The organism is Acidovorax delafieldii (assembly GCF_007993815.1).
Lineage (GTDB): Bacteria > Pseudomonadota > Gammaproteobacteria > Burkholderiales > Burkholderiaceae_C > Acidovorax > Acidovorax delafieldii.
The window spans coordinates 342,252-361,142 of record NZ_VJWE01000016.1 but is presented as its reverse complement, the minus strand read 5'-3'; the positions used below and the strand labels follow the sequence as shown (position 1 = coordinate 361,142).

The window sequence follows — 18,891 nt, the reverse complement described above, 5'->3', positions numbered from 1 at the left end:
CCCTTCAGCCCCTGGGCGCAAACAGCGCCAGGGTCTCGTGCGCAAACGCGCCCTCGATCTCCAGCATGCGCATCTTGGTGGTGGCGCCGCCACCGGCCGAAAAGCCGCCTGTCTTGCCGTTCGCAGCCAGGATACGGTGGCACGGCACCACAGGCGCAAACGGGTTGTGGCCCAACGCCTGACCCACGGCACGCGCAGCACCCGGCTCGCCCAATGCGGCAGCCATCTCGCCATAGGTCATGGTTTTGCCGGGTGGAATGCGGCGGGCCAGCTCGTACACGCGGGCGTGAAAGGGAGGCACGGCGTCGAGCGCCAGGGGCACATCACGCAGGTCGTCCTGCGCACCTTCAAGCAGGGCCACCACGCGTGCTGCCCAGGCTGCCACATCGGGTGGCATCGCACCTTCGGCGAGCTGCGGAAACCGGCGCTGCATGCGGGCACGCGTTGCCACCTCGCCCGCATCTTCCGGCAACTGCACCCCCACCAGCAGCGCCCCCCGCCATGCAATGCCGCAGTGGCCGATGGCCGTGGGGAACAGCGCATAGCCGCCTGTGGGGCGGTGCCCCGTGTCGTTGCCGTGCAGCTCTGTGGCCATTTGCTACTCTTTGAATAGCATTCAGGGCATGTAAATCAAGCGCCTCCGGCTCAATCAGCCCTCAGCGCTGCCCGCAACTGTGCACCCAGCTCGGGCTTGGCGGCAAACGGGTCGGTGGGGTTGCGGCCCATCATCACGTCTTCCATGCGCGTCTGCACCGAGGCCAGGGCCTTGGGGTGGCTGTAGATGTAGAACTGGCCCTGGGCGGCGGCGTCGAAGACCTTTTGCGCGACCTCGGAAGCAGTCACCTTGCCACTGCCCACGGCCTTGTCGCTCATGGCCTGACCGATGAGCTGGCTCTTGGTGGGCTTTTCGGCAGGCAGGTCGCCTGGGCGGTTGCGGTGGCTTTGGTTGATGCCGGTGGGCACAAAGAACGGGCACAACACGCTGGCGCCGATCTGGTCAGTGACCAGCGATAAATCCTGGTACAGCGTCTCCGACAGGCTGACCACTGCGTGCTTGCTCACGTTGTAGATGCCCATGTTGGGCGCCGCCAGCAGGCCCGCCATGCTGGCGGTGTTGATGATATGGCCGCGCCAAGTGGGGTCGGCCTTGGCCGCTGCCAGCATCATGGGGGTGAACAGACGCACGCCGTGCACCACACCCCACAGGTTCACGCCCAGCACCCACTCCCAGTCCTTGACCGAGTTTTCCCACACCAGGCCGCCCGCGCCCACGCCTGCGTTGTTGAACACCAGGTGCGGTGCGCCAAAGCGCTGCTGCACGTCGGCGGCGAGTTGCTCCATCTGGGCGGCGTTCGACACGTCCACCTTGCGCGCCAGCACCTGGGCGCCTGCGGCCTGCATCTCGGCCGTGGCAGCGTCGAGCGCGTCCTGTTGCACATCGACCAGCACCAGGTTCATGCCCAGGCGAGCGCCAATGCGCGCGCATTCCAGGCCAAAGCCCGAGCCTGCGCCGGTGAGGACGGCGGTTTTGCCGGCAAAGTTGTCGATCATGTTTTGTGTCTCCTAGGGGTTATCGATGGATGATGGGGTGCGGTCGTGAAACACGGGACGGCTCTCATGCCGACACATAGCTTCGACCAACGCCGCCCGAACGCGCAGAGCGCATCGGGCGCAATGCGATCAAAAAGGCGGGTGTTTTTCAGGACGCCGACGTCACCGGCCGCAGCACGTAGCCGATACGGGGAAAGTGAACGTGCACCGTGCCCGCACGCGGGTCGGTACGGCGCAAGGTGTAGCGGGTGCGGGTGGCGGCAATCAGCTCGCCTTCCGTGGGCTCTGTGCCAAAGCTCTCGGCGGCAATCGTGACCTGGGTACCCAGCGGGATGCCGTGCTCGTCCTGGAACAGGTCGTCGGTCAGCGGCAGCGGCTCCATGCCCGCGGCCACGGTGATGGCGTCGGCGGCACTGAACTTCTCCATGCGGCCGTGGCCCAGCGCAGCGATGCGGTCCATCCACTCCAGCACGGCGGGTGTGGCGGCAAAGATGTCGGCCATCACGGGCACGCACTGGCGCGTGAACCACAGCGGGTGGTAGGCCGCAAAGTCGGCCAGGCAAGGCTCGGCGCCGAACAGGAAGTCGTGTTCCTCTGCCATGTGCGCAATACGCCGCAGGTACGAGCGGTAGGCGGCCGTGGCATCGGCCGGGCGCAGGCGCTGCATGCCCGCGCTCATCTCGCGTCGGTCTTCGCCAAACACTTGCGCGGCCGCCGGCGGCAGGTTGGCAAACAACACGGCGGCGCCCTTGGGCTGCAGGTTGTAGGCCATGGCAGCCCAGAACAGCGTGGTGTCGGCCCACTGCGCAAACACGCGCGACACGCCTTTGAGGTGCGGCGGATACAGCACGGGTTCGGGATGCTCATGCTCCAGCACATCGCAGATCAGGGCCGAGTCGCAATAAATGTCGGCGCCGATCTGCAAGAACGGCGTCTTGCGATACCCGCCGGTCAGCGCCACCACATCGGGCTTGGGCATGACGCTGGGGATGATGACGGACTTCCAGGCCAGCTGCTTGAAGCCGAGCACCGCACGGATCTTTTCGGAAAACGGGGACGAGGGGTAGTGGTGCAGGATGAGGTGGGACATGGGTTTCTCCGCAAAATTCTGTGGGATGGCTCAGGCCGGAAGTGCGCGGTCCAAGATGGCGTCAAGGTTGACACCCGCGCCCAGCGTGCCAAAGCTGTAGCCCCAGTCACCAGAGAGGCGCGAGTCGCAAAACGCGCGGAACACTGCGCCGGGCGCACTGCGCAGCAACAGGGCCGCCTGCACTGCCAACGCTACATCCTGGGCGAGTCGCCGGGCCTCGGCCTCGGTGGTCATGGCGTCTACACGCAGGGGCAGTGCGCCGGCCAGACGGTCCAGCGCCGGGTGAGCGCCGCGTGCGGGTGCCAGTTCGGCGTCCAGCGCTGCAGCGGTGTCGGCGCGGCGCACGGCGCGCATCAAATCCAGCGCCATGATGTTGCCCGCGCCTTCCCAGATGGAGTTGAGCGGCATCTCGCGGTAGATGCGAGCCATCACGCCCTCGCCGCCCTCCTCCACATAGCCGTTGCCGCCCAGGCATTCCATGGCCTCCTGCGCAAACACGCTGCCGCGCTTGCACACCCAGAACTTGGCGACGGGCGTGAGCAGGCGGGCCATCACGGCTTCGTGCTCGCTAGTGGCCTTCTTGTCGAAGGCGCTGGCCAGGCGGATTGACAACGCGGTGGCGGCTTCGCTCTCCAGCGCCAAATCGGCCAGCACGTTGCGCATCAGCGGCTGCTCGATGAGCTTTTTGCCAAAGGCCGAGCGCTGGCGCGTGTGGTGCAGCGCAATGCTGAGCGCCTGCCGCATCAGGCCGCTGGTGCCCAGGGCGCAGTCCAGGCGCGTCATGGTGCCCATCTCCAGGATCTGCGCCACGCCCCGGCCCTCCTCGCCCACGCGCCAGGCCATCGCGTCGATGAACTCGACCTCGGAGCTGGCGTTGGCGTGGTTGCCCAGCTTGTCCTTCAGGCGCTGGATGCGAATGGTGTTGACCGCACCTTCACCACCATCAGGCAACACACGCGGCAGGAAGAAGCAGGTGAGCCCGCCGGGCGCCTGCGCCAGGATCAGGAAGGCATCGCACATGGGCGCCGAGAAAAACCATTTGTGGCCGGTGATGCGATAGCGCGCGCCCCAGGCATCGTCGCCGTCGTGGACAGCCTGTGTGGTGTTGGCACGCACGTCCGATCCGCCCTGCTTCTCGGTCATGCCCATGCCCATGGTGAGCGCGGATTTCTGCGAGAACAGCGCCAGGCGCGGGTCGTACTGCGTGTTTGCCAAACCCTTGCTCCAGTCCGCCCATACCGCTGAATTGCCTCGCAGTGCCGGGGTCACGGCGTAGCTCATCGACACGGGGCACAGCACCGAGGGCTCGGCCTCGGTGAACAGCATGAAGCCCGCCGCGCGCTCCACATGCGCGTGGCCCGTGTCCTGGCGCGACCAGGGCGTGGCATGCAGACCGTGGCGCAGCGCGGCGCCCATCAGCGCGTGGTAGCTGGGGTGGAACTCCACCACATCCGTGCGGTGGCCAAAGCGGTCGTGCGTGCGCAGCTGGGGCTTGTGGGTGTTGGCCAGGCGCGCGTGGGTCAGCATCTCGGCCGAGCCCATCTCGGCGCCCAGCGCGGTGAGGCCCTCCACACCCAGGCCAGGTGCATGCAAGCTCAGCGCGTCCTGCAGCGGCTGATTGGTGGTGAACAGGTTCACATCCGCCCACGGCGTGCTCTGGTTGAAGACGTCATGGGTACGCGCCAGGGTGGCGGTGGGCAAGGTCATGTCGGCTCCTTCACGGGTGGGCTGTGTGAATGGTCGAAGGGGCTGCGGCTGTGTCAGCCTGCCTTTCGCAGCATTTCAATGTGCGGGATATCGTCTTCCAGGTACTCGTCGGAGACCGCCTCAAAACCCAGGCTGCCGTAGAAGCCCCGCAGGTGCGCTTGCGCACTGATGCGGATGCCCCGGTCCGGCCACGCCTGGCTGCAGCGGGCGATGCCCTCCTGCATCAGCGCCCGGCCTGTGCCGTTGCCGCGCGCGTCCTTGGCGGTGACCACGCGGCCAATCGAGGGCTCGGGGTAGTTCACGCCCGGGTCCACCACGCGCAGGCACGCTTGCAGCGCACCCGCCTCGTCGTAGCCCAGCAGGTGGTAGGACTTTTTGTCCGCTTCGTCCGGGTCCTGGTAGGGGCCCTGCTCCAGGATGAACACCTTGCAGCGCAGGGCCAGGGCGTCATGCAGCGCATGCACGCCCAGGTCATCGAAGCGGGCCCAGGTCCACTTCAGCATCATCAGATCAGCTTGACCAGTTGCTTGCCAAAGTTCTTGCCTTTGAGCAGGCCCAGGAAGGCCTCGGGCGCGGCGGCAATGCCTTGGGCAATGGTTTCGCGCGGGCGCAGCTTGCCGGTGCCGACCAGCGTGCCCAGCTCCTTGAGGGCATCAGGCCAGACTTCCATGTGCTCGCTGACGATGAAACCTTCGACCTTCATGCGGTTGATGAGCATGAGCGCGGGGTTGGCCATGGGCAGCGGTGCGCCATCGTAGCCGGCGATCATGCCGCACAGGGCGATGCGGCTGAAGGCGTTCATGCGCAGCATGACGGCATCCATGATCCAGCCGCCCACGTTCTCGAAGTAGCCATCGATGCCGTTGGGGCACGCTTCCTTCAGGGCCTTGGACATGGCCTTCACGTCGCTGTGTTGCTTGTAGTCGATGCAGGCGTCAAAGCCCAGTTCTTCCACTGCGTACTTGCACTTGTCGGCACCGCCCGCAATGCCCACCGCGCGGCAGCCACGGGCCTTGGCCAATGCGGCAAAGGCGCTGCCTACGGCGCCGGTGGCGGCGCTCACCACCACGGTGTCGCCTTCCTTGGGCGCAATGATCTTGACCAGGCCGTACCAGGCCGTGACACCCGGCATGCCCACGGCGCCCAGGTAGTGCGACAGCGGCACATGGGTCGTATCAACCTTGCGCAGCGCGCCGGGCTGGTCGGCATTGACCACGCTGTATTCCTGCCAGCCGCCCATGCCCACCACCTTGTCGCCCACGGCGTACTTGGGATGCTTGCTCTCGGCCACTTCACCCACGGTGCCACCGATCATGACTTCGCCCAGCGCCTGCGACGCGGCGTAGCTCTTGCTCTCGTTCATGCGGCCGCGCATGTAGGGGTCCAGGCTCAGGTAGTGGTGGCGCACCAGCACCTGGCCGTCCTGCAGCGGGGGCGCGTCGGTCGCGACCAGCTTGAAGTTGCTGGCCACCGCTTCGCCCTGGGGACGGTTGTCGAGAACGATTTGTTGGTTGCGTGGCATGGAAAGCTCCTTCAGAAAATTCAATACTATGTTTTTGATAGCTGCCAGCGCATATATCCATTGCGCTTGCAGGCAAAAAGGCTTTAAAACCTGCTGGCGACCTCAACCACTGGCTCAGTCGGTGGAGATGACCTTGAGGTCATTCACATTGCGCCCGTCCACCGGCAGGCGCTTGACGTACTTGAACGTGCCGGTGGCGTGGCAGCACACCCTGCCTTGGGCGTCGTACACCGTGCCCTCGGTGAACGCCATGGTGGCCGTGCGGTGAATCAATCGCCCCTTGGCCACCAGCGGCCCGCGCGCGGGCTGCATGAAGCTGGTCTTCATCTCGATGGTGACCACACCCATGTCCGGCGTCACGCTGCGCGCGGCCGTCGCCATGGTCACGTCCAGCAGCGTCATCGACGCCCCGCCGTGGGTCACGGCAAACGAGTTCAGGTGCTCAGGCTTGGCTTCGTAACGCAGCTCGGACTCGCCGTCCTCCATGCGGTGCAGCGTGAAGCCCAGGTGGCTGACAAAGGGAATTTCGACACCAAAACTGATCAAGGTTTGTTCCTTTGGAAATGTAGGTCGCAACTGGCGCGGCACAGGCGAGGGACGCAGAGCAAGGGCCGCCCCGCAGCGATTGCGTCGTCCCCCTTCCCGAATCGCTCAGCGATTCGAGAGAAGGGGGAAGCGGCGCAGCCGCTCAGGGGGATGTTCACCCTCCGGTCACAATGCTCACGCCGCCGTCCACCGCCAGCCATTGGCCGGTGATGTGCTTGCCCGCATCCGACGCATACAGCGCGCACAGGCCCTTCAGGTCTTCATCATCGCCCAGGCGGCCCAGGGGGGCGTGGGCAGCCAGCGCTTCTTCGCCCATGGCCTTGAGTGTGCCCACCGTCATCTTGCTCGGGAAGAAGCCCGGGCAGATCGCGTTGACACGGATGTTGTAGGCCCCCCATTCGGCCGCCAGCGCCCGTGTGAAGTTGATCACCGCGCCCTTGGAGGTGTTGTAAGCAATGGTGTTCATGCCCTTGGGGTTGCCGCCCAGGCCGGCGATGGACGCCACATTGATGATGCTGCCGCTGCGGCGGCCGATCATGCTGTGCTTGGCGATGTGCTGGCTCAGGATGAAGTACCCACGCACGTTGAGGTTCATCACCTTGTCCCAGGCCTCCACGGGGTGGTCTTCAGCCGGAGAGCCCCAGGCCGCGCCTGCGTTGTTGACCAGGATGTCCACATGGCCCAGGCGCTGCAAGGTCTCGTCGGCCAGGCGGCGGATGTCCTCTTCCTTGGCGCAGTCGGCGGCAATCCAGCGCGCGTCGATGCCTGCGGCTTGCAGGTCGGCCGTGGCTTCCTCCAGGTCAGACGCCTTGCGCGAGCTGAGCACGATCTTGGCGCCCGCCTCGCCCAGCGCGTGGGCCAGTTGCAGGCCCAGGCCGCGCGAGCCGCCGGTCACCAGGGCGGTCTTGCCCGTCAGGTCAAACAGTTGTTGGATGGTGCGTGTCATGTGAATGTCTCCTTGGATTTTTGCCAGTCGATGGATGTTCTCGGGCCACAGCCCGGCGCTGGGATGCGCCAGCCAGGGGGTGGAATACAGGCAGCCATTGTGCGGCGCCAGAAGGCTGCATTGTGTCGCCGCCGCGTCCGCTCCGCAGTGGGCCGGCCAGGTGGCTACAGCGGTGCCGCAGCGTCAGCCCTGAGGGTCGGCCTTGAGCCGCGCACGCACGGCGATCAGCACCACGCCCACGGCAGCGACCACGCCCCCGCCCACCATCAGCACCCAGCCCGTGGCCGTGTCGGTGCGGGCGGTGGCAATGCCCAGCACCAGCGTGAGCAGGCCGCCGTAGATCAGCGCCCAGATGATTTTGTGCAAGCGCTGCAGGGTGTGCGCAGCGGCCATCAGAACGCCTCTTCCGGAAAGCTGGCGCAGGTCGCGTCGCGCGTGCTGACCACTTGAAGCCAGGCGCCGATCTTGGGCAGCTCGTAATGGAAGAAAAAGCGCATTGCGCCCATGCGGCCCACGCTGGCGGGCTGCGCCAGGGCTGCATCGGCCGCCAGGGTGGCCAGCGCCACGTCCAGCCACACCCAGGCCAGCACCGTGTGGCCAAAGGCCTGCATGTAGGGCACTGCGTTGGACAGCGCATCAGCGGGTTGGCCCGTGGCCCAGGCGGCCTTGGTGGCCGCGCCCACGTCCTGCAGCGCCTTGCCCAGCGCGTTGGCGTGGGCAGCCAGCGCGGGCACCTGGATGGCGCGCTCGATGGTGGCGTTGATGCGCCCGGCCAGCAGTTGCAGGCCCCGGCCGCCTTCCATCAGCACCTTGCGGCCCAGCAGGTCCATGGCCTGGATGCCGTGGGTGCCTTCGTGGATCATGTTCAGGCGGTTGTCGCGCCAGTACTGCTCCACCGGGAAGTCGCGCGTGTAACCGTAGCCACCGTGGATCTGGATGGCCAGACTGTTGGCCTCCAGGCACCATTCGCTGGGCCAGCTCTTGGCGATGGGGGTCAGCACCTCCAGCAGCAGGCGGGCTTCGTCGGCCGCAGCGGCATCGCCCGTGTGTTGCTCGTCCACCAGCCGCGCGCAGAACAGGTTGAGCGCGAGCGCGCCCTCGCCATACGACTTTTGCGCCAGCAGCATGCGCTTGACGTCTGCGTGCTCCACGATGCGCACCTGGGGCTGGGCGGCGTCTTTCACCACGGCCGCCGCGCCGTCCTTGGGGCCCTGCACGGGGCGGCCCTGGGGGCGGTTCTTGGCGTAGTCCAGGCTGGCGTAATAGCCCGCCAGGCCCAGCATGGTGGCGGCCATGCCGATGCCAATGCGCGCCTCGTTCATCATGTGGAACATGCAGTGCAGGCCCTTGCTGGGCTGGCCGACCAGGTAACCCACCGCGCCTGCCTGGCCATCCACGGGGTACTTGCCCTCGCCAAAGTTCAGCAGCGTGTTGGTGGTGCCGCGCCAGCCCAGCTTGTGGTTCAGGCCCGCCAGCGCCACGTCGTTGCGCACGCCGGTCAGCTGGCCGTTGGTGTCCACCAGCTTCTTGGGCACGATGAACAGCGAGATGCCCTTGGTGCCGGGCACCAGCTTGCCGTCTGGCCCCGGAATCTTGGCCAGCACCAGGTGCACGATGTTTTCGGTCAGCTCATGGTCGCCCGAGCTGATCCACATCTTGTTGCCCTTGAGGCGGTAGCGGGGGCCGAGCGGGTCGCTCTCAAAGCCCTCGCCATCCGGCACGGCGCGTGTGGCCACGTCGGACAGGGACGAGCCCGCCTGTGGCTCCGACAGGCACATGGTGCCCGACCAGCGGCCGTTGAATTCATTGAGCGCAAACACCTGCTTTTGCAGATCGGTGCCATGCACCATGAGCAGGTTGGCGTTGCCCGAGGTCAGCAGGTTGGACCCAATGCTGATCGAGGCGGCCGCGAAAAAGCTGTTGGCCGCAGCCTCCACCGTGTAGGGCAGTTGCATGCCGCCAATGTCGTAGTCCTGCGCGGCGCTCAGCAGACCCGACTCGGCGTAGGCGCGCCGTGCTTCGTAGGTGGCTTGCGGCAGCACCACGCGCAGCGTGCCGTCGGGCTCGGTCTCGGTGCGGGGTTCTTCGGTGTCCACCACGCGGTTGAAGGGGGCGTACTTCTCGCGGGCGATGCGCTCGGAGGTGTCGAGCACGGCATCGAAGGTTTCGCGGGAGTGGTCTGCAAAGCGCTCGCGGGCTTGCAGCTTCTCGGCGTTCAGCCACTGGTAGAGCAGGAAATCGACGGTGGGACGTAGGCTCATGGCATTTCAGGGTTAAAACAGCCCCAGGCGCAGATAAATCATGCGCCAGCAGCTATCAAATAAGGAGTAAACGGCGCAGGAGTGAGGAGGAACATGCTCCCATCCCTTGCCACCATCAGGCGCCAGCGGGCGACGGTGCCGCGTCTTCGCGCGGTGGCAGTGCGGCAATGGTGCCTTGCGCCACGGCGCACAGCTTTTCGGTGCCTGCCTGCACCACCAACACATCGCAGCGGCACACCGCCTGCGCGCGGCCATGGTGCACCGCCTGCGCACGGGCGATGAGCAGTTCGCCCACCGCAGGGCGCAGGTAGTTGATCTTGAACTCGGAGGTGACCACGGGCACCCGCATCGCGGTGCCTCCCGCGTAGGTCAGGGCGTTGTCGGCCACATAGCTCAGCACGCCCCCGTGCACAAAACCATGCTGTTGCAGCAACTGGGGCGTGATGGGCAGGTGCAGCTCGCAGTGCCCAGGGGACAAGGCATGCAGCCGCGCCCCCACCAGGATGCTGAACGGCTGCGATGCCAGTACCTCACGCCCCATGGCCAGGAAGACCTCGGGCGACACCACGACATCGGGGATGTCGGTGCGCGGTGGCGACGAGGCCTGCCCGGACATGGCTTACAGCACCTCGAAAATGCCCGCAGCGCCCATGCCGCCGCCAATGCACATCGTCACGCACACCTTCTTGGCGCCACGGCGCTTGCCTTCGATGAGGGCGTGGCCCGTGAGGCGCTGGCCCGACACACCGTAGGGGTGGCCCAGAGCGATGGCGCCGCCGTTCACGTTCAGACGGTCCGCCGGGATGCCCAGCTTGTCGCGGCAGTACAGCACCTGCACGGCAAAGGCTTCGTTCAGCTCCCACAGGTCGATGTCCTGCACCGTGAGGCCCAGCTTCTTCAGCACCTTGGGCACGGCAAACACGGGGCCGATGCCCATTTCGTCAGGCTCGCAACCGGCCACTGCAAAGCCGAGGAAACGGCCCAGGGGCTTGAGGCCCTTCTTGCTGGCGTACTCTTCGCTGGTGATCACGCAGGCACCGGCGCCATCAGAGAACTGGCTGGCATTGCCGGCCGAGATCAGGCCACCGGGCAGTGCCGACCGCAGGCCACTGATGGCCTCCACCGTCGTGCCTTCGCGTGTGCCTTCGTCGCGGCTCACCGTCACTTGCTTGGTGATCAGGCCCAGCGTCTTGTCAGCCACACCGGCAGTCACGGTGATGGGGGCGATTTCTGCATCGAACAAGCCGTTGGCCTGAGCGGCACAGGCCTTTTGCTGGCTGCCTGCACCGTACTCGTCCATGGCTTCGCGGCCGATGTTGTAGCGCTTGGCCACCTGCTCGGCGGTCTGCAGCATGCTCCAGTAAATCTCGGGCTTTTGCTTGGCCAGAGCCAGGTCCTGGATCATGTGCAGGTTCATCTCCTGCTGCACGCAGGAGATGCTTTCAACACCACCGGCCACGAACACATCGGCTTCGCCTGCGATGATGCGCTGGGCGGCCATGGCAATGGTCTGCAGGCCCGAAGAGCAAAAGCGGTTGACCGTGACGCCGGAAGCGGTGATGGGCAGACCGGCCTTCAAGGCGATCTGGCGCGCGATGTTGCTGCCGGTGGCGCCTTCAGGCGTGGCGCAACCCATGATGACGTCGTCCACGTCAGCGCCATCAATGCCGGCGCGCAACACGGCGTGCTGCACGGCATGGCCGCCCAGGGTGGCGCCATGCGTCATGTTGAACGAACCCTTCCAGCTCTTGGCGAGCGGCGTGCGGGCGGTGGAAACAATCACTGCGGAGGTCATGTGAATTCCTTTGATTCTGTAGATGGGTGCACGCGGCTATTTACTGGAAGGCCTTGCCTTCGGCGGCCAGCTTGGCCAGCAGCGGAGCGGGCTTCCAGAACGCTGCGTCATCCAGCGGGTTCTTGGCAAAACGGTCCATGGCCTGCACCACGTTGAACAGACCCACTTCGCTGGCGTAGTGCATGGGGCCGCCACGGTGGATGGGGAAGCCGTAGCCGGTCAGGTACACCATGTCGATGTCGCCGGACTTGCTGGCAATGCCGTCTTCCAGGATGTGCGCGCCTTCGTTGACCAGTGCGAACACAAGGCGCTGCACGATTTCTTCGTCCGAAATCTTGCGCGGCGTGATGCCCAGCTCCTTGCGGTGGTCTTCGATCATCTTGTTGACCAGGTCGCTCGGGATCGCGTCGCGCTTGCCGGCCTGGTAGTCGTACCAGCCTGCGCCGGTCTTCTGGCCGAAGCGGCCCAGTTCACACAGCTTGTCGGCCGTGCGGCTGTACTTCATGTCGGCGCGCTCGACGGAGCGGCGCTTGCGGATGGCCCAGCCAATGTCGTTGCCCGCCAGGTCGCCCATGCGGAACGGGCCCATGGCAAAGCCAAACTTTTCGATGGCCTTGTCCACCTGCTGGGGAGTGCAGCCTTCGTCCAGCAGGAAGCCAGCCTGGCGGCTGTACTGCTCGATCATGCGGTTGCCGATGAAACCATCGCACACGCCCGAGACCACGGAAGTCTTCTTGATCTTCTTGCCGATGGCCATCACGGTGGCCAGCACATCCTTGGCGGTCTCCTTGCCACGCACCACTTCCAGCAGCTTCATCACGTTGGCAGGGCTGAAGAAGTGCATGCCCACCACGTCCTGCGGACGCTTGGTAAACGCTGCGATCTTGTCCACGTCAAGCGTGGAGGTGTTGGAGGCCAGGATGGCGCCGGGCTTGGCCACAGCGTCGAGTTGCTTGAACACGGCTTCCTTGACGCCCATCTCTTCAAACACGGCTTCGATGATGAGGTCGCAGTCCTTGAGATCGTCGTAGCTCAGCGTGGTGCTCAGCAGGGCCATGCGCTGCTCGTACTTGTCCTGCTTGAGCTTGCCCTTCTTGACCTGGGCTTCGTAGTTCTTCTTGATCGTGGCCACGCCACGGTCCAGGGCTTCCTGCTTCATCTCCAGGATCTTGACGGGGATGCCTGCGTTCAGGAAGTTCATGGAAATGCCGCCGCCCATGGTGCCCGCGCCAATCACGCCCACCAGCTTGATGTCGCGCTTGGGGGTGTCAGAGGCCACATCAGGGATCTTGCTCGCCGCACGCTCGGCCATGAACAGGTGGCGCAGTGCGCGCGACTCGGGCGTCCACATCAGGTTGATGAAGATCTCGCGCTCGACCAGCATGCCTTCGGCGAACTTCTTCTTGGTGGCGGCTTCAACAGCGTCCACGCACTTGGCGGGTGCGGGGAAGTTCTTGGCCATGCCCTTGACCATGTTGCGCGCGAACTGGAAGTACGCGTCGCCTTCGGGGTGCTTACAGGGGAAGTTGCGCACCAGGGGCAGCGGGCGGGCATCGGCCACGCTTTGCGCGAATGCCAGGGCTTCTGCCGCCAGCGACTCGGCCGACGCGGCCATCTTGTCAAACAGCTTCTGGCCGGGCACGGCGCCAATCATTTCACTCTTGACGGGCTCGCCGCTCACGATGAGGTTGAGCGCCGCTTCAACACCAATCACGCGTGGCAGGCGCTGCGTGCCACCTGCACCGGGGATCAGGCCCAGCTTGACTTCAGGCAGTGCAATCGAGCAGCCAGGCGCTGCAATGCGATAGTGGCAACCCAGGGCCAGCTCCAGCCCGCCGCCCATGGCGACGCTGTGCATGGCAGCCACAACGGGCTTGGCCGAGTTTTCAATGGCGGCAATCACCGACAGCAGGTTGGGTTCTTGCAGCGACTTGTCGGTGCCGAACTCCTTGATGTCGGCGCCGCCAGAGAACGCACCACCGGCACCGGTGATCACGATGGACGTGACCGCTGCATCGGCATTTGCACGGCCAAGGCCGTCCACGATGCCCTGGCGGGTCGCCAGACCGAGTCCGTTGACGGGAGGGTTGGCCATGGTGATCACGGCAACGGAGCCGTGGACTTTGTATTCAGCGGTCATGGTGCTGTTGTTCCTTGGAAAGTGAAAAAGAACGATCGTGCGTTTTTATTGTAGAGACTTCAAACCCATTTGGCGTGTCAATTTGTCCCGGGCGGGACAAGGGGGCTTGCAGTGCAACATTTGGTAGAGCAAAAAAAGAGGCGCCTTCAGCTATCGGGCGCCTCTTTTGGCCATGGTTTTTCAGAAATCGTCAGACTTCAAGCCATTCCTTGCGGATGTAGTTGTCGGCCCGCAGGCTGTCCGGTGTGCCCTGGAACACGATCGAGCCATGCCCCATGACCAGCGCGCGGTCCGAGATCTTCATGGCAATGGTCAGCTTCTGCTCGATCAACAGCACCGAGATGCCGCGCGACTTGATGGTCTGCAGGTACTGCCCCACCAGCTCGACGATCTTGGGTGCCAGACCCTCGGTGGGCTCGTCGATGATGATGAGGTCCGGGTCACCCATGAGCGTGCGGCACAGGGTCAGCATCTGCTGCTCGCCGCCCGACATCACGCCCGCCTCGGTGTGCTGGCGCTCCTTGAGTCGGGGGAACATCTCGTACATGTCGTCAAACGACCAGCGGCTGTTCTTGCCACTGCCCTTTTGGCCGAGCATCAGGTTCTGGTGCACGGTGAGGTTGGGGAACACATCGCGGCTTTCGGGCACATAACCCACCCCCAGGTGGGCGATCTCGTAGGCCTTCCTGCCATTGAGGTCCTGCCCCTTCCAGTTGAGTGTGCCCTCCCAGTCCACCAGACCCATGATGGCCTTCGCGGTGGTGGAGCGGCCCGAACCGTTGCGCCCCAGCAGGGCCACGATTTCACCGGGTTGTACGTCGAAGGTCACGCCATGCAGCACATGGCTCTTGCCGTAATAGGCGTGGAGATTTTCGATTTTCAGCATGTCAGTGTCCCGCCCCTTGCTCGTCCGCAACGACCGAGCCCAGATAGGCCTCTTGCACGCGCTGGTTGGCGCGCACCTTGTCGGGCGTGTCAAAGGCAATCACCTCGCCATACACCACCACAGCGATCTTGTCGGCCAGGCCGAACACCACGCCCATGTCGTGCTCCACCGTCAGCAGCGTGCGGCCTTCGGTCACTTCCTTGATGAGGTGGATGAAGCGTGAGGTCTCGGTCTTGCTCATGCCGGCCGTAGGTTCGTCCAGCAGGATGACGTTGGCACCGCCCGCGATGGTGATGCCAATCTCCAGCGCACGCTGCTCAGCGTAGGTCAGGTTCATCGCCAGCGTGTCGCGCTTCTTGTCGAGCTTGATCATTTCCATGAGCTGCTTGGCGCGCTCGTTGGCATCGTGCAGGTTCGACAGGAAGCGCAGGAACGTGTACTTGTAGCCCATGCTCCACAGCACGCCGCACCGCAGGTTTTCGAACACCGACAGCTTGGGGAAGATGTTGGTGATCTGGAAGCTGCGCGAGAGCCCGCGCCGGTTGATCTCGTACGGTGCCATGCCGTTGATGCGATGGCCATTCAGGATCACATCGCCGCTGGTGGGCGCAAAGCGCCCGCTGATCAGATTGAACAGCGTGGACTTGCCCGCACCGTTGGGGCCGATGATGGCCACGCGCTCACCGGGCGCGACGGCCAGGTTGGCGCCGCGGATGATCTCGGTCTTGCCAAAGCTCTTGCGCAAGTCGCGCAGTTCGAGCGCATAGGTTGGGTTGTCAGCCGCCATGGTTACAAAGCCTCCCCGCGCTTGATTTCATGTTCTATTTCTTCCTGGATCCTGCTCCACTGGCGCACAAATTGGCGGCGGCAGAGTTCGAACAGGGCAAAGCCCGTCACCATCACAAACACCCCACCAAACCAGCTGGTAAAGCCCTTGGCGTTGAGCGTGGCGCCCAGGAAGGTCAACTCTGGCCCCAGCGCGGCATTGAGCTGCAAGTGGTAGGTCATCTCGATCATGCAGGCCGCGCCCATCACACCCACCAGGGCAGTACCGCCCAGCGCAAGGTAAGAGGTCCACAGCTGGCGCAGCTTGCCGAACTTGGCCAGGCGCAGATTCATCATGATCAGGCTGGCCACGCCACCGGGCGCATACATCACCATGAACAGGAACACCAGGCCCAGATACAGCAGCCAGGCCTTGGACAGCTCGGACAGCAGCACAGAAGCCAGCACCAGCAGCACGGCACCAATGATGGGGCCGAAGAAGAAGGTGGCGCCGCCCAGGAAGGTGAACAGCAGGTAGCCACCCGAACGCACCACGTTCAGGCTGTCAGCACCCGTCACGATCTCGAAGTTGATAGTGGCCAGACCACCACCAATGCCGGCAAAGAAGCCCGCAATGATGAAGGCGAAGTAGCGCACGCGCTGCGTGTTGTAGCCAATGAACTCCACACGCTCGGGGTTGTCGCGCACTGCGTTCAGGATGCGGCCCAGCGGTGTGCCGGTGAAGGCAAACATCGCCGCAGTGCACACGAAGCAGTACACGGCGATCAGGTAGTACACCTGAATGGCAGGACCGAAGGTGATGCCGAAGAACGACTGGCCATACACGCGGTCGGTGGTGATGCCGCCTTCGCCCCCGAAGAACTCGGGGAACATCAGCGCCATCGAAGCCACCAGCTCGCCAATGCCCAGCGTGATCATGGCGAACGTGGTGCCCGACTTCTTGGTCGTGACAAAGCCCAGCAAGATGGCAAAGAAGGCCCCCGCCAGCCCGCCCACGATAGGAATCAGCACCAGCGGAATGCTGAAGCTGCCTTTGCTTGCCATGTTCATGGCGTGGATGGCTATGAACGAACCCAGACCGGTGTACACGGCATGGCCGAAGCTCAGCATGCCGCCCTGCCCCAACAACATGTTGTAGGACAGGCAGATGATGATGAGGTAGCCGATCTGCGAGAGCATGGTCAGCGCCAGGCTGCTGCGAAACAGCATGGGCGCCACGATCAGTGCTGCGGCAAACAGCGTCCAGATCACAAAGCGCCCGACGTTCCAGGGCTTGAACCGGTAGTGCGACGTGGCACTGGAGACAGGATGAGTGGTTGAATTCATGGCATCAGTCCTCCCGCGTGCCCAGAAGGCCCTTGGGGCGGAAGATCAGGATCAGCACGAGGAACAGGTACGGCAGGATGGGCGCCACCTGGGAAATCGTGAGCTTGAGCAAGGGATAGCCAAAGGTCTGGTCGGTCACCGCCACACCCACGGCCTTGAAGACGTGGATCAGCGAGTAGTCCAGCGCCACGGCAAAGGTCTGCACCACGCCAATCAGCAGCGAAGCGATGAAAGCACCGGCCAACGAGCCCATGCCACCCACCACCACCACCACGAAGATGATGGAGCCCACGGACGCCGCCATCGCAGGCTCGGTCACATAGGTGTTGCCGCCGATCACGCCCGCCAGACCCGCCAGCGCGGCTCCGCCACCAAACACCAGCATGAACACGCGCGGCACGTTGTGACCCAGTGCCTCCACCATTTCGGGGTACTTGAGAGCCGCCTGGATCACCAGCCCGATGCGGGTGCGTGTGAGCAGCAGCCACACCGACAGCAGCATCAGCAGCGCCACCAGCATCACAAACGAACGCGACTTGGGAAACTGCGTGCCGTACAGCGAGAACAGCGGGCCCTGCAATTGCTCTGGCAGGCCGTAAGGCACCGTGGAGCGCCCCCAGACCAGCTGCACGACCTCCAGAATCAGGTACGACAGCCCGAACGTGACCAGCAGCTCGGGCACATGGCCAAACTTGTGCACCCGGCGCAGGGCGTAGCGCTCGAACGCAGCCCCCAGCACAAACACCACAAGCGGTGCCAGCACCAGCGCAGGCCAGAAGCCCACCACCCCGGAGATGGTGAACGCGAAATAGGCACCCAGCATGTAGAAGCTGGTGTGTGCGAAGTTGAGCACGCCCATCATGCTGAAGATCAGCGTGAGGCCGGAACTCAGCATGAACAGCAGGAGCCCATAGCTCACGCCGTTCAGCAAAGAGATCACGAAAAACTCAGGATTCATTGGAATTTTTCATCACGGAGGGAAAAAAAAGGCCCGAGTACGTCGGGCCTCGAAGTTCTGGCGCCGAAACGCCAGCGCCGGATTTAGGGGCGCTTCATCTGGCACGACGTGGGCGTGCTGGCCACGTAGGGCTCGTAGTACTTCAGCGGCACGAAGGTATAGCCGGTGTTTTCCGAGTCGATGGGGTACTTGCCGCCGGCCTTTTCCCACTTGGAAATGAACAGGCCCTGCTGCAACTGGTGGTCGGTCTTGCGCATCTCGACTTCCCCGTTGAAGCTCTTGAACTTCATGCCTTCAAACGCTGCGGCCACCTTGACGGGGTCGGTGGACTTGGCTTTCACGAAACCTTCGGACAGCATGGTGAAGGCGTGGTACACGGCGCCGGTGTACATGTCGTCGTTGAACTTCTTCTTGTAGTCCACCACGATCTTGTTGAGCTCGCCCGGCAGGTTCATGTGGGCGTAAGCCACCATGTAAACGCGGCCTGCAGCGGCAGAGCCCATGGCAGTGGGGCTGCCGGTGACGGAGCCGTAGTAGGTGTAGAAGTTGACGTTGTTCAGGCCCGCGTCGTTGGCGGCCTTGATCAGCAGTGCCAGGTCAGAACCCCAGTTGCCGGTGATCACGCTGTCAGCGCCCGATGCCTTGATCTTGGCGATGTAGGGCGAGAAGTCACGCACCTGGGCCAAGGGGTGCAGGTCGTCGCCGACAAACTGCACATCAGGGCGCTTGCGCTGCATCATTTCCTTGGCGAACTTGGAGACCTGGTGGCCGTGCGAGTAGTTCTGGTTGATCAGGTAGACCTTCTTGACCTCTGGCAGGTCCTTCATGTAGGTCGTCAGCGCTTCCATCTTCATGGAGGTGTCTGCATCCAGACGGAAGTGCCAGTAGCTGCATTTGCTGTTGGTGAGGTCTGGGTCCACGGCAGCGTAGTTCAGGAACAGGACTTCCTTGCCGGGATTGCGTGCGTTGTGCTTTTCGAGCGCGTCCATGATGGCCAGTGCGGGACCAGAGCCGTTGCCCTGCACCACGTAGCGCGCACCCTGGTCCATGGCCGAGCGCAGGGCGCTGGTGGTTTCCTGCGGGCTGAGTTTGTTGTCGATGCCGATGATTTCAAATTTGACGCCGGCAGGGTTCTTCTTGTTGAACTCTTCAGCGATGAACTGGAAGCTCTTGAGCTGGTTCGTTCCCACGGCCGCCATCAGGCCAGACAGGGGGTCGAGCCAGGCGATTTTGACCGTCTCGCCCTTTTGAGCGAAGGCCCCGCCAGCGCTTGCCAAGATTACCGAGGCTGCTACAGCCTTAATAGCGAACTTCATGCTTTTGTCTCCTTGTAAATCGACACAACGCAGCGTACCGCGTTGCAACAAAGCGATGCTC

18 protein-coding genes are annotated in these 18,891 nt (G+C 64.1%); all 18 read right to left on the bottom strand.

The window, feature by feature from the left end:
• Positions 1-4 precede the first annotated feature (4 nt).
• Positions 5-595, bottom strand: a complete 591-nt coding sequence (locus ATF69_RS19385) for a methylated-DNA--[protein]-cysteine S-methyltransferase (RefSeq protein WP_099730437.1) — start codon at positions 593-595, stop codon at positions 5-7.
• A gap of 50 nt (positions 596-645) precedes the next feature.
• Positions 646-1,551: an SDR family oxidoreductase gene (locus ATF69_RS19380; protein WP_116750020.1), complete on the bottom strand. Its 906-nt coding sequence runs from the start codon at positions 1,549-1,551 to the stop codon at positions 646-648.
• Between the two features lie 148 nt (positions 1,552-1,699).
• The gene (locus ATF69_RS19375; protein WP_146871977.1) at positions 1,700-2,641 is read right to left on the bottom strand and encodes a glutathione S-transferase family protein; all 942 of its coding nucleotides are present in this window, start codon (positions 2,639-2,641) and stop codon (positions 1,700-1,702) included.
• A 30-nt stretch (positions 2,642-2,671) separates the two neighbouring features.
• Positions 2,672-4,348, bottom strand: a complete 1,677-nt coding sequence (locus tag ATF69_RS19370) for an isovaleryl-CoA dehydrogenase (RefSeq protein WP_208758748.1) — start codon at positions 4,346-4,348, stop codon at positions 2,672-2,674.
• A 53-nt stretch (positions 4,349-4,401) separates the two neighbouring features.
• On the bottom strand, positions 4,402-4,854 hold the full coding sequence (locus ATF69_RS19365; RefSeq protein WP_146871976.1) for a GNAT family N-acetyltransferase: 453 nt from the start codon (positions 4,852-4,854) through the stop codon (positions 4,402-4,404).
• Positions 4,854-5,870 carry an NADP-dependent oxidoreductase gene (locus ATF69_RS19360; protein WP_146871975.1) on the bottom strand — a complete coding sequence of 339 codons (1,017 nt, stop codon included), beginning with the start codon at positions 5,868-5,870 and terminating at the stop codon, positions 4,854-4,856. The genes ATF69_RS19365 and ATF69_RS19360 overlap by 1 nt, the downstream gene beginning before the upstream one ends.
• Positions 5,871-5,984: 114 nt before the next feature.
• Positions 5,985-6,416, bottom strand: coding sequence for a PaaI family thioesterase (locus ATF69_RS19355; RefSeq protein WP_146871974.1), 432 nt, complete (start codon positions 6,414-6,416; stop codon positions 5,985-5,987).
• A 154-nt stretch (positions 6,417-6,570) separates the two neighbouring features.
• A complete protein-coding gene (locus ATF69_RS19350) occupies positions 6,571-7,362 on the bottom strand; it encodes an SDR family oxidoreductase (RefSeq protein WP_056063500.1) in 792 nt (263 codons plus the stop codon).
• A 183-nt stretch (positions 7,363-7,545) separates the two neighbouring features.
• On the bottom strand, positions 7,546-7,755 hold the full coding sequence (locus tag ATF69_RS19345) for a hypothetical protein (protein ID WP_146871973.1): 210 nt from the start codon (positions 7,753-7,755) through the stop codon (positions 7,546-7,548).
• A complete protein-coding gene (locus ATF69_RS19340; protein WP_146871972.1) occupies positions 7,755-9,623 on the bottom strand; it encodes an acyl-CoA dehydrogenase in 1,869 nt (622 codons plus the stop codon). Before ATF69_RS19340 ends, ATF69_RS19345 begins: the two co-directional genes overlap by 1 nt.
• Positions 9,624-9,738: 115 nt before the next feature.
• Positions 9,739-10,239: a PaaI family thioesterase gene (locus tag ATF69_RS19335; RefSeq protein WP_225581328.1), complete on the bottom strand. Its 501-nt coding sequence runs from the start codon at positions 10,237-10,239 to the stop codon at positions 9,739-9,741.
• Between the two features lie 3 nt (positions 10,240-10,242).
• A complete protein-coding gene (locus ATF69_RS19330) occupies positions 10,243-11,418 on the bottom strand; it encodes an acetyl-CoA C-acyltransferase (protein WP_146871971.1) in 1,176 nt (391 codons plus the stop codon).
• Between the two features lie 40 nt (positions 11,419-11,458).
• Entirely contained in the window at positions 11,459-13,558 is a 2,100-nt protein-coding gene (locus tag ATF69_RS19325) for a 3-hydroxyacyl-CoA dehydrogenase NAD-binding domain-containing protein (RefSeq protein ID WP_055394024.1), read from the bottom strand.
• 190 nt (positions 13,559-13,748) lie between these two features.
• Positions 13,749-14,444, bottom strand: a complete 696-nt coding sequence (locus ATF69_RS19320; RefSeq protein ID WP_056063513.1) for an ABC transporter ATP-binding protein — start codon at positions 14,442-14,444, stop codon at positions 13,749-13,751.
• Position 14,445: 1 nt separating this feature from the next.
• Positions 14,446-15,231: an ABC transporter ATP-binding protein gene (locus ATF69_RS19315; RefSeq protein ID WP_146871970.1), complete on the bottom strand. Its 786-nt coding sequence runs from the start codon at positions 15,229-15,231 to the stop codon at positions 14,446-14,448.
• Between the two features lie 2 nt (positions 15,232-15,233).
• On the bottom strand, positions 15,234-16,556 hold the full coding sequence (locus ATF69_RS19310) for a branched-chain amino acid ABC transporter permease (RefSeq protein ID WP_146871969.1): 1,323 nt from the start codon (positions 16,554-16,556) through the stop codon (positions 15,234-15,236).
• 4 nt (positions 16,557-16,560) lie between these two features.
• Positions 16,561-17,514, bottom strand: coding sequence for a branched-chain amino acid ABC transporter permease (locus ATF69_RS19305; protein ID WP_056063520.1), 954 nt, complete (start codon positions 17,512-17,514; stop codon positions 16,561-16,563).
• 83 nt (positions 17,515-17,597) lie between these two features.
• Complete coding sequence (locus tag ATF69_RS19300) at positions 17,598-18,830, bottom strand: branched-chain amino acid ABC transporter substrate-binding protein (protein ID WP_056063523.1); 1,233 nt, start codon at positions 18,828-18,830, stop codon at positions 17,598-17,600.
• Positions 18,831-18,891: the final 61 nt, after the last annotated feature.

Bases quoted from the DNA above. Each gene is read 5' to 3' on its own strand.
- ATF69_RS19385 (WP_099730437.1), bottom strand. From the start codon at position 595: ATGGCCACAGAGCTGCACGGCAACGACACGGGGCACCGCCCCACAGGC.
- ATF69_RS19380 (WP_116750020.1), bottom strand. From the start codon at position 1,551: ATGATCGACAACTTTGCCGGCAAAACCGCCGTCCTCACCGGCGCAGGC.
- ATF69_RS19375 (WP_146871977.1), bottom strand. From the start codon at position 2,641: ATGTCCCACCTCATCCTGCACCACTACCCCTCGTCCCCGTTTTCCGAA.
- ATF69_RS19370 (WP_208758748.1), bottom strand. From the start codon at position 4,348: ATGACCTTGCCCACCGCCACCCTGGCGCGTACCCATGACGTCTTCAAC.
- ATF69_RS19365 (WP_146871976.1), bottom strand. From the start codon at position 4,854: ATGATGCTGAAGTGGACCTGGGCCCGCTTCGATGACCTGGGCGTGCAT.
- ATF69_RS19360 (WP_146871975.1), bottom strand. From the start codon at position 5,870: ATGCCACGCAACCAACAAATCGTTCTCGACAACCGTCCCCAGGGCGAA.
- ATF69_RS19350 (WP_056063500.1), bottom strand. From the start codon at position 7,362: ATGACACGCACCATCCAACAACTGTTTGACCTGACGGGCAAGACCGCC.
- ATF69_RS19345 (WP_146871973.1), bottom strand. From the start codon at position 7,755: ATGGCCGCTGCGCACACCCTGCAGCGCTTGCACAAAATCATCTGGGCG.
- ATF69_RS19340 (WP_146871972.1), bottom strand. From the start codon at position 9,623: ATGAGCCTACGTCCCACCGTCGATTTCCTGCTCTACCAGTGGCTGAAC.
- ATF69_RS19335 (WP_225581328.1), bottom strand. From the start codon at position 10,239: ATGTCCGGGCAGGCCTCGTCGCCACCGCGCACCGACATCCCCGATGTC.
- ATF69_RS19330 (WP_146871971.1), bottom strand. From the start codon at position 11,418: ATGACCTCCGCAGTGATTGTTTCCACCGCCCGCACGCCGCTCGCCAAG.
- ATF69_RS19325 (WP_055394024.1), bottom strand. From the start codon at position 13,558: ATGACCGCTGAATACAAAGTCCACGGCTCCGTTGCCGTGATCACCATG.
- ATF69_RS19320 (WP_056063513.1), bottom strand. From the start codon at position 14,444: ATGCTGAAAATCGAAAATCTCCACGCCTATTACGGCAAGAGCCATGTG.
- ATF69_RS19315 (WP_146871970.1), bottom strand. From the start codon at position 15,231: ATGGCGGCTGACAACCCAACCTATGCGCTCGAACTGCGCGACTTGCGC.
- ATF69_RS19310 (WP_146871969.1), bottom strand. From the start codon at position 16,556: ATGAATTCAACCACTCATCCTGTCTCCAGTGCCACGTCGCACTACCGG.
- ATF69_RS19305 (WP_056063520.1), bottom strand. From the start codon at position 17,514: ATGAATCCTGAGTTTTTCGTGATCTCTTTGCTGAACGGCGTGAGCTAT.
- ATF69_RS19300 (WP_056063523.1), bottom strand. From the start codon at position 18,830: ATGAAGTTCGCTATTAAGGCTGTAGCAGCCTCGGTAATCTTGGCAAGC.